The organism is Arsenicicoccus cauae (genome assembly GCF_043162025.1).
GTDB lineage: Bacteria > Actinomycetota > Actinomycetes > Actinomycetales > Dermatophilaceae > Arsenicicoccus > Arsenicicoccus cauae.
In genome coordinates this window covers 2,416,721-2,429,295 of sequence record NZ_CP171001.1, presented here as the reverse complement: position 1 = coordinate 2,429,295, position 12,575 = coordinate 2,416,721, and the positions used below count along the sequence as shown (strand labels likewise).

Annotated in this window: 13 protein-coding genes and 1 pseudogene; 3 read left to right on the top strand and 11 right to left on the bottom strand. The window is 73.4% G+C overall.

Annotated features, from left to right (window positions below; translation table 11 throughout):
• Nucleotides 1-95: 95 nt before the first annotated feature.
• Entirely contained in the window at nt 96-1,517 is a 1,422-nt protein-coding gene (locus ACF3NS_RS11355; RefSeq protein ID WP_289033420.1) for a class I SAM-dependent RNA methyltransferase, read from the bottom strand.
• Nucleotides 1,514-3,553 carry an APC family permease gene (locus tag ACF3NS_RS11350; protein WP_288799468.1) on the bottom strand — a complete coding sequence of 680 codons (2,040 nt, stop codon included), beginning with the start codon at nt 3,551-3,553 and terminating at the stop codon, nt 1,514-1,516. The genes ACF3NS_RS11355 and ACF3NS_RS11350 overlap by 4 nt, the downstream gene beginning before the upstream one ends.
• Nucleotides 3,554-3,632: 79 nt before the next feature.
• On the opposite strand from ACF3NS_RS11350, the gene ACF3NS_RS11345 reads away from it, so the two are divergent.
• Nucleotides 3,633-4,295 carry a TrkA family potassium uptake protein gene (locus ACF3NS_RS11345; protein ID WP_288799470.1) on the top strand — a complete coding sequence of 221 codons (663 nt, stop codon included), beginning with the start codon at nt 3,633-3,635 and terminating at the stop codon, nt 4,293-4,295.
• A 13-nt stretch (nt 4,296-4,308) separates the two neighbouring features.
• The gene (locus ACF3NS_RS11340; protein WP_154594156.1) at nt 4,309-5,016 is read left to right on the top strand and encodes a TrkA family potassium uptake protein; all 708 of its coding nucleotides are present in this window, start codon (nt 4,309-4,311) and stop codon (nt 5,014-5,016) included.
• Between the two features lie 154 nt (nt 5,017-5,170).
• Here the strand turns inward: ACF3NS_RS11340 and ACF3NS_RS11335 are convergent, their stop codons facing one another.
• From ACF3NS_RS11335 to ACF3NS_RS11295, 9 genes and pseudogenes are all read right to left on the bottom strand, one after another.
• Nucleotides 5,171-5,845: a DUF3159 domain-containing protein gene (locus tag ACF3NS_RS11335; protein WP_392466136.1), complete on the bottom strand. Its 675-nt coding sequence runs from the start codon at nt 5,843-5,845 to the stop codon at nt 5,171-5,173.
• A 2-nt stretch (nt 5,846-5,847) separates the two neighbouring features.
• Nucleotides 5,848-6,258: an OB-fold nucleic acid binding domain-containing protein gene (locus tag ACF3NS_RS11330; protein ID WP_392466134.1), complete on the bottom strand. Its 411-nt coding sequence runs from the start codon at nt 6,256-6,258 to the stop codon at nt 5,848-5,850.
• Nucleotides 6,258-7,007 carry a DUF3710 domain-containing protein gene (locus ACF3NS_RS11325; protein ID WP_288799476.1) on the bottom strand — a complete coding sequence of 250 codons (750 nt, stop codon included), beginning with the start codon at nt 7,005-7,007 and terminating at the stop codon, nt 6,258-6,260. Before ACF3NS_RS11325 ends, ACF3NS_RS11330 begins: the two co-directional genes overlap by 1 nt.
• A 36-nt stretch (nt 7,008-7,043) precedes the next feature.
• Nucleotides 7,044-7,496 (bottom strand): dUTP diphosphatase, encoded by a 453-nt coding sequence (dut, locus tag ACF3NS_RS11320; protein ID WP_288799478.1) that lies wholly within the window; start codon nt 7,494-7,496, stop codon nt 7,044-7,046.
• Nucleotides 7,483-7,779: a DUF4193 domain-containing protein gene (locus ACF3NS_RS11315; RefSeq protein ID WP_029210022.1), complete on the bottom strand. Its 297-nt coding sequence runs from the start codon at nt 7,777-7,779 to the stop codon at nt 7,483-7,485. Before ACF3NS_RS11315 ends, dut begins: the two co-directional genes overlap by 14 nt.
• 226 nt (nt 7,780-8,005) lie before the next feature.
• Nucleotides 8,006-8,881 (bottom strand): inositol monophosphatase family protein, encoded by an 876-nt coding sequence (locus tag ACF3NS_RS11310; protein ID WP_154594154.1) that lies wholly within the window; start codon nt 8,879-8,881, stop codon nt 8,006-8,008.
• Between the two features lie 26 nt (nt 8,882-8,907).
• Complete coding sequence (locus ACF3NS_RS11305; protein ID WP_392469125.1) at nt 8,908-10,080, bottom strand: ferrochelatase; 1,173 nt, start codon at nt 10,078-10,080, stop codon at nt 8,908-8,910.
• Entirely contained in the window at nt 10,077-10,553 is a 477-nt protein-coding gene (locus tag ACF3NS_RS11300; RefSeq protein ID WP_392469123.1) for a trimeric intracellular cation channel family protein, read from the bottom strand. The genes ACF3NS_RS11305 and ACF3NS_RS11300 overlap by 4 nt, the downstream gene beginning before the upstream one ends.
• Nucleotides 10,554-10,608: 55 nt before the next feature.
• Nucleotides 10,609-10,704, bottom strand: a pseudogene (locus ACF3NS_RS11295) (trimeric intracellular cation channel family protein); the annotation flags it as partial.
• 215 nt (nt 10,705-10,919) lie between these two features.
• Here ACF3NS_RS11295 and sepH point away from each other — a divergent pair.
• Nucleotides 10,920-12,566 (top strand): septation protein SepH, encoded by a 1,647-nt coding sequence (gene sepH, locus ACF3NS_RS11290; RefSeq protein WP_392466132.1) that lies wholly within the window; start codon nt 10,920-10,922, stop codon nt 12,564-12,566.
• The last annotated feature ends 9 nt before the right edge of the window (nt 12,567-12,575 follow it).

The following is a 12,575-nucleotide window of genomic DNA, read 5'->3' as shown; positions in this document are numbered from 1 at the left end:
ACGTCAAGACACCTGTCGTACGCGGGGTGGTGCTCCCGCTGATTGTCCCCCACCCACGCCGCCGGGGCGAGGGCAGGGTGGTCCAGGGGCGCTGGTCAGGGGGCTCGGCGAGCCGTCTCCTCGTCCTCGTCGCCCTCCTCGCCCTCGGCGTCCTCGTCGACCTCGGCGTCCGCTGCCTCCCCGGCCGGCTCGAGCAGGGCGATGCACTCGACGTGGCTGGTCATCGGGAACGCGTCGAAGGCCCGCAGGTCGGTCAGGAGGTAGCCGAGCTCCTCGGCGACGGCGAGGTCGCGCGCCAGGGCGGAGGGGTCGCACGCGACGTACGCGACGGCCCGCGGCCCCAGCTGGGTGATCTGCCCCATCACCCGTCGACCCGCCCCCGACCGTGGCGGGTCCAGGACCACCACGTCGGCCCGTATGCCGCCGCGCGCCGCCTGCCCCAGCACCGCGTCGACGCGGCCCTGCCGCACCTCGACGTTCGCGTGCTCGGCGAGGTTGTCGAGCGCGTGGTCCACGGCTTTGGCATCGGCCTCGACGGCCAGGACGTGCCCCGACTCCCCCACCGCATCGCTGAGCCCCGCGGCGAACAGCCCCACGCCGCAGTAGAGGTCGAGCGCGTGCTCGCCCTCGACGGGGTCGAGCAGCTCCACCACCTCTGCGAGGAAGGTCGCGGCGGCGCCAGGGTGGACCTGCCAGAAGCCGCGCGCCGAGACCTCGAAGCCGTGCTCCCAGTCCTCGAAGCCGACCAGCTCGAGCGCCGTCGGGTCGGCGCCGGCGGTCCCGTCGGCGTGCAGCGGCACGAGCACCGCCTCCTCGAGGCCCGAGGCGTCCACGACGTCGACGCCCGAGCAGCCGTCCCACGAGGTGGCGAGCACGCCGCTGTCGATGACCGGGCGGGTCGCGATCAGGCAGTCGTCGACGACCTCGACCTCGTGCGAGCGGTGCCGGCGCAGCCCCGCGCGACCCTCGGCGGTGACGGCGAACTCGACCCGCGTGCGCCAGCCCAGCCCGTCGTCGGCGCCCGTGCCCTCCACCGGCTCCACGACCAGGCCCTCCACGTCGAGGCCGGCGAGGCGGTCCAGCTGCTCGCGGACGACGGCGGCCTTGAGCTCGCGCTGGTGCGGCAGGGACGCGTGCTGCCAGTCGCAGCCGCCACAGCGACCGGGCCCGGCATACGGGCAGGGTGGCTCGACCCGGTGCGGCGAGGCGACCAGCACCTCGACGGCGTCCGCCCGCAGGAAGCGGTCGCCCGTGCCGCCTTCGGTGATCCGGACGCGCACGCGCTCCCCCGGCAGGCTGTGTCGGACGAAGACGACGCGGCCGTCGAGGCGCCCGACGCAGAAGCCACCGTGGCCGACGTTGCCGACCTCGAGCTCGGCCTCCGTGCCGACCAGCGACTCCCCCTTGACGCGGCGCTCGCGGGCGGGCGAGGTCCGGGGTCCGCGCCCCCGACCGTGACCGGTGGTCCTGCCGGGGCGACCGGACGAGCTCTTGGGGGTGCGGTGGGGTCCGCTCACGGGGTGGGGCCTTCCTCGGCGTGGACCAGGCCGCGGCCGCGGTCCTGGGCGGCGGTCGCCGCGTCGAGCTCGTCGCGCAGGTCGTCGGACGAGCGGAGCTGGTAGGGGACGCTGGTCATCATCACGCCGGGCATGAACAGCAGCCGGCTCTTGATGCGGAACGCGCTCTGGTTGTGCAGGATCGACTCCCACCACCGGCCGAGGACGTACTCCGGGACGAAGACCATGACCAGGTCGCGCGGCGAGGTGCGTCGGATCGAGGCGATGTAGCCGAGCACCGGGCGGGTGATCTCGCGGTAGGGCGAGTCGAGCACCTTGAGCGGCACCGGGATCCCGCGGCGCAGCCACTCCTCCTGCAGGCGCTCGCCCTCCTCGGGGTCGACGGCCACGGTGATCGCCTCGAGGGTCGAGGGACGGGAGGCACGGGCGTAGGCGAGGGCCCGCAGCGTCGGCTTGTGGACCTTGGAGACCAGCACGACGGCGTGCACGCGCGAGGGCAGGCGACCCTCCAGGGTGTCGTCCTCGGGGACGGCGAGCTCGTGGCTGACGTGCGAGTAGTGCCGGCGGATCGCCTTCATCATGACGAAGAGCACCAGCATCGCGAGGATGGCGTACTTGGCGCCGGCCGCGAACTTGGTGACCAGGACGACCATGAGCACGGAGCCGGACATGAACGCGCCGACATAGTTGACGACGCGGCTCGTGCGGTGCTGCCGACGCTGCCTGGCGTCGCCGTCGCCGTCGCGCAGCAGGCGGTTCCAGTGCCGGATCATCCCCACCTGGCTCAGGGTGAAGGACACGAACACCCCGACGATGTAGAGCTGGATCAGCTTGGTGACCTCGGCGTCGAAGATGATCACCAGCACGATCGCGGCGGCCGCCAGGATCATGATGCCGTTGGAGTAGGCCAGCCGGTCGCCCCGGTTGTGCAGCTGGCGGGGCAGGTAGCCGTCCTTGGCGAGGATCGACCCGAGGACCGGGAAGCCGTTGAAGGCGGTGTTGGCGGCCAGGACCAGGATGAGGCCGGTGACGGCCGAGACCACCACGACGCCGAGGGGGAAGTTGTCGAAGACCGCGAGCGAGAGCTGACCGATGATCGTGTGCTGGACGTAGCCGGGGCCCACGTGCCGGCCGTCGAGGAGCAGCTGCTCCTGCGGGTTCTCGGCATACTTCACCCCCGTCTGGATGGCGAGGTAGACGATCGACATGAGCATCGTCACCGACAAGGCGCCCATGAGCAGCAGCGTGGTCGCCGCGTTGCGCGACTTGGGCTTCTCGAACGCCGGGACCCCGTTGGAGATCGCCTCGACGCCGGTCAGGGCGGCGCACCCGGAGCTGAAGGCCCGCAGCAGCAGGAAGACCAGGGCGATGCCGGTGAGCCCCTCGTAGCCGTGCTCGGGCAGCAGCTCGAACCTCGCGCTCTCGGCCTGCGGCAGCGACCCGCTCGCCGAGCGCACCATGCCCCACACCGCCATGCCGATGATGGACAGCATGAAGGCGTAGACGGGGATGGCGAAGGCCTTGCCGGACTCGCGGACCCCGCGCAGGTTCATCGCCGTCAGCAGGACGATGAGGGCCACGGCGACCGGCATCTCGTGCCCGTCGAGGGCGGGTATGGCGGCGGTGGCGTTCTGGACGCCGGACGAGATCGACACGGCCACCGTCAGGACGTAGTCCACGAGCAGGGCGCTCGCCACGCCGAGACCCGCCCACGGGCCGAGGTTCTCGTTGGCGACCTCGTAGTCCCCGCCGCCGCTCGGGTAGGCATGGACGTTCTGGCGGTAGGACATCACCACGACGACCATGACGAAGACGACGCCGAGACCGATCTGCCAGGAGTGGGTCGTGGCGAACGCCCCGCCGGCGAGCGCGAGCGTCAGAAAGATCTCGTCCGGGGCGTAGGCCACCGACGACAGGGCGTCGCTGGCGAAGATCGGGAGCGCCAGACGCTTGGGCAGGAGGGTCTCCCCCAGCTTGTCCGACCTCATGGCGGGACCGACGACGACGCGCTTGAGCGCACGACCTAGATCTGACACGACGCCCACTGTATTCCCGGCGAGCGCCACCGGTGGCGCGGCCGAGGACGGTGGGCGCGCCCGGTGTAGCGTTCTCACCGTGCACTTCGTGATCATGGGCTGCGGCCGAGTCGGATCGACGCTGGCGCTGAGCCTCGAGGAGCGCGGCCACGACGTGGCCGTGGTGGACCAGAACGCCGCGGCCTTCCGCCGGCTGGGACGCGGGTTCGAGGGCCGCCGGGTCAAGGGCATCGGCTTCGACCGGGACACGCTCAAAGAAGCCGGCATCGAGTCGGCCTACGCCTTCGCGGCCGTCAGCAACGGCGACAACTCCAACATCCTCGCCGCCCGCGTGGCCCGCGAGACGTTCGGCGTCGAGCACGTGGTGGCCCGCATCTACGACCCCCGCCGCGCCGAGATCTACCAACGGCTCGGGATCCCGACCGTCGCCACCGTCCAGTGGACCGTCGACCGGGTCGTCCGCCGCCTCATGCCCCAGGGCTCCGTGCCGGAGTTCATCGACCCGAGCGGCCAGGTCGCCCTCAGCGAGGTCGCCATCGACCGCAGCTGGGTCGGCCTGCGGCTGTCGACGGTCGAGTCCGCCACCGGGGCGCGCGTGGCCTACCTCAGCCGTCTCGGTGTCGGGATGCTCCCGGGCCCGGACACGGTGCTGCAGGAGGGCGACATCGTCCGGGTCCTGTCGACCACCGAGGACATCCCAGCCATCGAGCGCGTGCTCGCCGCCGCGCCGCCCACGGAGTGAGGTCAGCCAGTCCATGCGAGTCGTCATCGCCGGAGCCGGGTCCGTGGGTCGGTCCATCGCCCGAGAGCTGCTCCACAACGGCCACCAGGTCCTGCTCGTCGACAAGGACGCCGACGACGTGCAGGCCAGCCGCGTCCCTGAGGCCTCCTGGCTGCTGGCGGACGCGTGCGAGATCACCTCGCTGACCGAGGCGGGGCTCGCGGACTGCGACGTCGTGGTGGCGGCGACCGGCGACGACAAGGCCAACCTGGTCGTGTCGCTGCTCGCCAAGACCGAGTTCGGCGTGCCTCGCACCGTGGCTCGCGTCAACAACCCGCGCAACGAGTGGATGTTCGACGAGTCGTGGGGCGTGGACGTGGCCGTCTCGACGCCGCGCCTGATGACCGCCCTGGTCGAGGAGGCCGTGAGCATCGGCGACCTCGTGCAGATCTTCACCTTCCAGAAGGGCGGGGCCACGATGGTGGAGATCACCCTCCCCCCGGACAGCCCGTATGCCGGCAGCCGCGTCGGCGACGTCGATCTGCCCCGGGACACGGCGCTGGTGGGGATCATCCGGGACGGGCTGCCGATCGCCCCCACCCGGGACGACTCGGTCGAGGCCGGGGACGAGTTGTTGTTCCTGACCGTGCAGGAGGTCGAGGACCGCCTCGAGGACCTGCTCTCCCCCGGTCACCGCAAGCCCCGCGCCGAGGTCGACCACGCCGAGGACGACGAGGACTGACCTACCCCCGGTCGATGTGACTACCGGGGGTAGGGGCATCAGCCTGGGGGACGAAGGCCGGTCGATGTGACTACCGGGGGTAGGTGCGTCGGCGGCACTGGGCTCAGGTCGTATGGTGTCCGCCGCCTCGCGCTCGACACACCCGGACCTCAGCTCAGAGCTGCCGGTCCGCCTCGTGCCCCAGCTCCTCGCGCTCCACCGGGGTGGCTCCCTTGACCAGGATGAGGCCCATCACGGCGATCGCGGCGAGGTAGGCGGGCCACCCCAGGGCGATCTTGGCGACGCCGAGGGCGGCGACCTGACCGGCGAGGTAGAGCGGGACCATCACGAGCAGTCGGAGCGCGAACAAGCACACGAGCACCCAGGTCAGGCGGGCGCTCACCCGCACAAGCGGCTCGTTGCGCCGCCACCCGAGCGGGTCCTCGCGGTAGCCCGGGTCGCCGATGGCCACGAGGAAGCCGACGGCCGGCACCCGTCCGAGGATCGACAGGAGCGTCCCGGCGAGGTAGGCGGCGCTGAGCGCCATGCCGGGCAGGAAGGCGTCCTCGGCCCGCCCCGACCGGAGCGCGAAGAACGCCGCGAGCGCGGTCGCGACCAGGCTGGACAGGACGTACTGGGGCGTCTGCCGCTGGACGAGCCGCGCCAGGAGCAGGACGGCCACGGGGACGAGCGAGGCGATCACCGCGGTGCGTACGTCGCTCGTCACCAGCCACACGACGACGAAGGCGATCGTGGGCAGCGCGGCCTCGATCGACCCCCGCAGGCCCCCGACGGCGGTGGCCAGCCGCGCGCGAATCAGATGCTCGACCGTCTCGACGTCGGCGGACACGGTCACCGTCCCCCGGCGGTGGGCGTGCCCCGCCCGGGCAGCAGCTCGTAGCGGGGGTTGTAGATGGTGGGGACGCCCTCGACCCGGCAGACGCGCCCGTGGGCGGTGAGGTAGGTGCCGGGACGGACGCCCGCGATGCGGCGCCGGCCGAGCCAGATGAGCTGGAGGGGCTGGGAGCCGTCGTAGATCTCGGCCTTGAGCGCGGGCACCGTGCCCTCGGGGCTCAGGGTCGTGGACCGGACCGCGCCGGAGACCGTGGCGATCTCGCGGTCGACGAGATCGGCGATGCAGGTCACGCCGAGCCGGTCGGAGTCCGAGCGAAGCTCGTGGTCCTCGATCTCCTCCGCCGGTCGCACCATCCGGTGCAGCGCTCGGCGCAGGAAGCCGCCTCGGCGGTCGGCGCGCGTGGCCATCAGCGGATCTCAGTGATCTCGGGCCCGCGCTCGAAGGGCTGGAGGTCGTCGGTCCCACGAGCGGACCGGTGCCGCGCGTCGTCGTGCCCGTCGTGCCTGTCCAGACCGTCCTGACCGGCCTCGTCGAAGCCCGGCTGGGCTCCCTCGGGCAGGGTCAGGGGCAGCAGCTCCCGGGGCGCCATCGCCTGGTCGCCGCGCACCACCACCACATCGGCAAAGACCTGCAGCAGCTCGGCCGCCTGCTGGTCGTCCTCCGCGGCCGGGCCTGACAGGAACCCCCGCAGGAACCAGCGAGAGCCGTCGACGCCGAGGAAGCGCGCCGGGGCGAAGCTGCCGGGGCCGGTGGGCATCTGGACCGCCAGCTCGGTGCCGAACCTGCCGTCGCGCGTCTCGGCCGCGCCGCCCTGCCCCTGGATGCCGGCCGCGATCTCGTCGCGGATGTCGTCCCAGATGCCGAGGGTCCGCGGCGCGGCGAAGGCCTGCAGCTGCAGGGCCGAGCCCGCCAGGTGGCAGCTCACCGCCACGACGTCCCCGGTCTGCTGGTCGAGCTCGAGCCGCAGCTCCATGCCGGTGATCCCGGGGACCCACAGCGACCCGAGGTCCAGCCGCTCGCCGAGCTCGCTGACCTCGGTGCGGTCGTAGGGACCCTGCTCCTTGGCCGGCTGCGGGGCGGGGGCCTGCGTCGTGGTGTCGGCGGCGGTGCTGTCGACGTCGGCCTTGCCGGCCTTGCCTCGGCGGAAGAGAGCCACGGGATCGGTGTCCTTCAGGTGGTGGGGCGTGGGTCGTCAGGCGCGTCCGCTGGCCCCGTGCCCGGTGACTCCGCGGACGGACTCCGGCAGCGAGTCTACTGTCCGGAACCTGGCGCGGGAGACGCGCTGGAGGACGAGCTGGGCGATGCGATCGCCGCGGCTGATCCGGACCGCGTGCTCGTGATCGGTGTTGAGCAGGTTGACGAGGATCTCGCCCCGGTAGCCCGCGTCCACCGTGCCGGGCGCGTTGACGATCGTCACCCCGTGCCGTGCGGCCAGCCCCGACCTCGGGTGGACGAAGCCGGCATACCCCTGCGGGATCGCGACCGCGACCCCGGTCGGGACCAGGCACCGCTCCCCCGGGCCGAGGACGTGGTCCTCGCGGGCGCGCAGGTCGGCACCGGCGTCGTCGTGGTGGGCGTATGCCGGGGGCGCCAGCTCCGGGTCGAGCCGGAGCAGCAGCACCTCGATCTCGTCAGGCGCACTCACGGCAGACCGGCTGGCCGCCGACCTCCTTGGCGAGCTGGCTGCGGTGGTGCACGAGGAAACAACGGCTGCAGGTGAACTCGTCGGCCTGGCGCGGGAGCACACGCACGGAGAGCTCCTCGCCGGACAGGTCCGCCCCGGGCAGCTCGAAGCCCTCGGCCTGCTCGGTCTCGTCGACGTCCACGCTCGACGAGGCGGTGTCGCCGCGACGAGCCTTGAGCTCCTCGATGGAGTCCTCGGAGAGGTCGTCGTCGGTCTTGCGCGGTGCGTCGTAGTCAGTTGCCATGTGGGCCCTCTCCATGCAGCTCTCGGCGGGGACCTCCCCCGACGGTGCGCCGGGTCCAACGCATCGCTGGTCGGTTTTGTGCCCGGGCTCGCGGCGCATTGTGCCCGAAATCGAGATCGGCTGCATCTCGGGAGAGGGTCGGCCTGGGTCGGCCCTCTGACCGACGCTCTGATCGGTCCCCTGACCGGCACTCTGGGCGCCCCCCTGACCGGCGCTCTGGCGGGGCTCAGGACGGCGCGACCAGCCCCTCCAGCACCGGCACGAGCATGCCGGTCAGCGCGGGCGGGCCCGCGACGGTGAAGGGGTCTGCCGGGGCGGAGCCGCGCAGCCCCAGCACCTGGCCCCCGGCCTCGGTGACGACGAGCCAGGCCCCGGCGAGGTCCCACTCGTGCAGCCCTTGCTCGTAGTAGACGTCGAGGCGTCCCTCGGCGACCCAGCACAGGTCGAGCGCCGCGCTCCCGCCGCGGCGGACGTCGCGGACCTGCGGCAGCACCCCCGCGACGACGCGCCCCTGCTCCGCCCGCACGTCCGCGTCGTAGCCGAAGCCCGTGCCGCACAGCGCCCCGCCGAGGTCGTCCGTCGCCGCGCAGGCGAGCGGCTGCTCCTCGTGCCCCGCCTCGGGTCGCCGGGGGTCGGTCCGCAGCAGGCGCGCGCCGCCCCCGCGCCGCGCGACGTAGGCATCGCCGCGCGCCGCGTCCACCACCGCCGCGGCGACCGGGGCCCAGGCCCCGGGGACGGCTGGGTCGCCCACCACGGCGGCCACGGAGACGGCATACGCGGGTATGTCGTAGAGGTAGTTGACCGTCCCGTCGATCGGGTCGACGACCCAGGTGATGCCCGAGGTGGTCGCCACGCGGCTGCTCTCCTCGCCGTGGAACCCGTCGTCCGGACGGGCCCGGCCGAGCAGCTCGCGGGCCAGATCCTCGGAGCGCCGGTCCATGATCGTGACGACGTCGGTGCGGCTGGACTTGGTGGCCGCGACCCCCAGGTCGCGGGGTCGTTCGTCGACGATCAGGCGGGCGCAGGTGCGGGCGACGTCGAGGGCCAGCGACTCCAGAGCGAGCAGGTCGATGCCGGCGGGTGGCTGCGGGGTCTGCGACATGAACCCATTCTGGCACCGGCCCGCGCTCAGCCCCCGCAGAGGGCCGGCCGGTCCTCGCGCCCCGCGCAGCACCCCGCCGGGCAGGTCGACCACAAGGCGCCCGGGGGCACCGCCGCCCGCTCGACGACCTCGCCACGGGCCTCGGCCGCTCGCTCCAGCACCAGGTCGGCCAGACCGGCCACGAAGTCCGGGTGCGTGCCCACCGTGGGCACGCGGTGCAGCCGCAGCCCGAGGGCGGCGGCCGTGGCCGCGGCCTCCGTGTCGAGGTCGTAGACGACCTCCATGTGGTCCGACACGAAGCCGATCGGGGCCACGACCACGTCCGAGACCCCCTCGCCGGCGAGGTCCGCGAGGTGCTCGTTGATGTCGGGCTCGAGCCATGGCTGAGAGGGCGGGCCGGAGCGCGAGCAATAGGCCAGCGTGCTGGGCAGCGGGACGCCGAGGCGCTGCTCGACGGTGGCGTCGACCAGCGCGGCGAGCTGCTCGTGCTGGTGGCGGTAGGACACGTCAGGCGCGTCCTTCGGCCCGGAGGACTCCTGCATCCACAGCGGGATGGAGTGCGTCACGTGGACCATGCGGGTCGAGGGGAGCACCTCGCGCGGCAGCCCGGCGGCGGTGTCGGCCGCGAGGCCGGCCATGGTGCGGGCGAAGCCGGGGTGGGTGGCGTAGACGCGCACCTTGTCGACGACCAGCTCGCGACCCTCGGCGCCGAGGGCGTCCACGGCGTCCGACAGGTTCTCGCGATACTGCCGGCAGGAGGAGTATGACGAGAAGGCGCTCGTCACCACCGTCACGACCCGGCGCGCCCCGCCGTCGTGCAGGGACCGCAGGGCGTCGTCGAGCCAGGGCGACCAGTTGCGGTTGCCCAGTACGACGGGCAGCTCGGTGCCGCGACGCCCCAGCTCGTCGTGCAGCGCGGCGACGAGCGCGCGGCCGAGGTCGTTGACGGGGCTGCGTCCCCCGCGGTCGTAGTAGTGCTGCCCCACCACGGCCAGACGCTCGTCGGGGATGCCCCGTCCGGCCGTGACCTGCCTCAGGAAGGGCAGCACGTCCTCGGGGCGCTCGGGGCCACCGAAGGACAGGACGAGCACTGCGTCGTAAGGGTCGTAAGGGTCGCTGGGGGCGCTGGGGACGGAGGGGCCGCGGGTGCCGTCGGACGGGTCGACGTCCTCGCGGGCCTGCTCGGGTCGTGCGGTCACGGGAGACTCCTCGGGGATCGGGGTGCCGACCAGTGCCACCGCAGCGCGGCCATCCGGACGGCGAAGACGAAGCCTGCGCAGACGATGCTCGGCACCGGCCCGGTCACGTCCAGGGAGGTCAGGGCCACGAGCAGGGCGCTGCCGGCGAGGGCGGGCACGGCATACAGCTGGGTGCGCAGCACCTCCGGCACGACCCCGGCGAGGACGTCGCGCACCATGCCGCCGCCCACCGCGGTCATCAAGCCGATGAGGACGGACTCGAGGGCGGGCGCGTCGAGGCTGAGCGCCTTGACCGTCCCGGCGATCGCAAAGGTCGCGAGCCCCAAGGCGTCGAAGGTCAGGACCAGCTTGGACAGGCGTTGCACCACGTGGGCGTAGCCGAAGGCGACCAGCCCGGCGATCACCGCCGCCAGCACGAGGCGCCAGTCGGTGAGACCGACCGGGCGGACGTCCAGGACGACGTCGCGCAGCACCCCCTCCCCCCAGCGCGGTCACGCAGGCCAGCACGAGCACGCCGAAGATGTCGAGCCCCTTGCGGACACCGACGAGGCCCCCGGACAGGGCGAAGGCGAAGACGCCGACGAGGTCGAGGCCCAGCAGAGCTTGGGGGTAGGAGGTCACCATGTCCAGAGCAGCCTAGTGGCCGAGCCGTCCCCGCCCCGCATCCCTTGCCCACGACGCCGGGGAGGAGCGGGTGGGGCCGGCTGCGTCGGTCGGCGTGGCCGGTCGGCGTGGTCGGTTGGTGGACGCCTGGTTCCGTGAAAACCTAGGGTCGACGTGTACTGGGCATGTGCTGGGCACCCCCGCGCCGGGCCTGCTAGCGGTAGGACGGAGACTTCATGAGCGTGCAGGACCTGCGGTTGGTCGGGATCGCGGACGACGGCGTGCATCTGCTGCTCGCGACCGACGACGGCGCCCGCTACCGGGTCCCGCTCGACTCGGCGCTGCGATCGGCCGTGCGCCACGAGCGTCCCCGCCCCGCGGAGGGGGGTGCCGCCGCCCCGTCCGCCGGCCCTCGCCAGGTCCAGGCCCTCATCCGCGCTGGTGCCTCGGCCGACGAGGTGGCCGAGCTCACGGGATGGTCCCTGGAGCGGATCGCCCGTTACGAGGGGCCGATCATCGCCGAGCGGGAGCACGTCGCCGGGCTGGCGACGTCGGTGCGGCTGCGGTCCCCGGGCGGCCAGCCGTCCCCCTTGCTGGCGAGCCGCGTGGCCGACCGCCTGACCGAGCGGGGTGTCGACCCCACGAGCGCGTCCTGGGACGCGTGGCGCGGCGCCGACTCGCCGTGGACGCTGGCCCTGACGTTCGCCGCCGGTGGGCGGCTGCGCGAGGCGCGGTGGCACTTCGATCTCGGCACCCGCGCCGTGGAGCCGATCGACGACGAGGCGCGCTGGCTGACCGGCGATGACGCACCGAGCACCACGGGCCCGGCTCCGCTGGTGCCGCTCACCGCCACGCCCCGCGTCTACGACGTCGAGTCCGAGGGCGGGATCCACTCCCCCCAGCAGAGCGACGACGGCGGTGACGACCTGCGCCCCATCACGGCTCCCGAGCCCGCGCGGACCCGCCGCCAGCACGATGACGACGAGGACAGCGACCTCGTCGACTCGATGCGGGAGCGCAGCCGCGCTCGTCGTCGACGCGTCCCGGCGAGGCCAGCGCGCGCCGTGCCGACGCAGGAGCCGCTGATGGCCGCGGAGGTCGAGCAGGCCCCCGACCAGTCGCCCGCTGAGCAGGTTCCCGTCGAGCAGTCTCCCGCTGAGCAGACGTCCGTCGAGCGCGCGCCGCGACGCGGACGTGCGCGCCGGCGCGGTGCCCGGTCCACCGCGCAGCCGGAGACGGGGCCGGCCGAGTCCGCGCCGGCTGCGCCGTCGGAGGCTGGGCCGACCCCCGAGGCCACGGTGCCCCTGGACCGCGAGGAGATCGCCGCGGCCCTGTCCGCGGGGTCCGTGGGCGAGCTGGACGCCGTCGTCGACGAAGTCATCGCCGACCGCGAGGGCGAGTCCTCGCGGCCCTCGCCCGACGAGCCCGCCCTGCCCCAGGGTGGCCCCGTGAACCCCGCGGCGCTGCGACCTGACGGCTCCAGCGACGAGCTCGCCCCCGATGCCGAGGAGCCCGCCGCCGAGGAGCCCGAGACCGAGGCACCTGACACCGCTCCGCGGCCGCACCCTCGCGTGCCGGGTCAGGTAGCCCTGCCCGACCTGGACCATGGTGACGACGAGTCCAGGTCGCTGGCCGACCACACGAGCGGGACCAGCTCCAGGGCGGCCGAGCCCGAGACGCCCGAGACGTCGGAGCCCGACCAGCGCGAGGCCGCCCAGGCAGCGTCCGACCAGGCAGGTCCCGACCGCACCGAGCCTGCGCAGGCGGGCGGGGCCACACCCCCGGGCAACCGCTCGCAGCGGCGTGCCCAGACGCGCCGCAAGGCCGGTCGCCCGTCCGTCCCCAGCTGGGACGACATCATGTTCGGCGCGAAGCCCGAGTGACCGGTTGAC

Excerpts from the sequence above, each read along its gene's own strand:
- ACF3NS_RS11330 (WP_392466134.1), bottom strand. The coding sequence starts at position 6,258 with ATGGCCACGCGCGCCGACCGCCGAGGCGGCTTCCTGCGCCGAGCGCTG.
- ACF3NS_RS11340 (WP_154594156.1), top strand. The coding sequence starts at position 4,309 with ATGCGAGTCGTCATCGCCGGAGCCGGGTCCGTGGGTCGGTCCATCGCC.
- ACF3NS_RS11315 (WP_029210022.1), bottom strand. The coding sequence starts at position 7,779 with ATGGCAACTGACTACGACGCACCGCGCAAGACCGACGACGACCTCTCC.
- ACF3NS_RS11310 (WP_154594154.1), bottom strand. The coding sequence starts at position 8,881 with ATGTCGCAGACCCCGCAGCCACCCGCCGGCATCGACCTGCTCGCTCTG.
- sepH (WP_392466132.1), top strand. The coding sequence starts at position 10,920 with ATGAGCGTGCAGGACCTGCGGTTGGTCGGGATCGCGGACGACGGCGTG.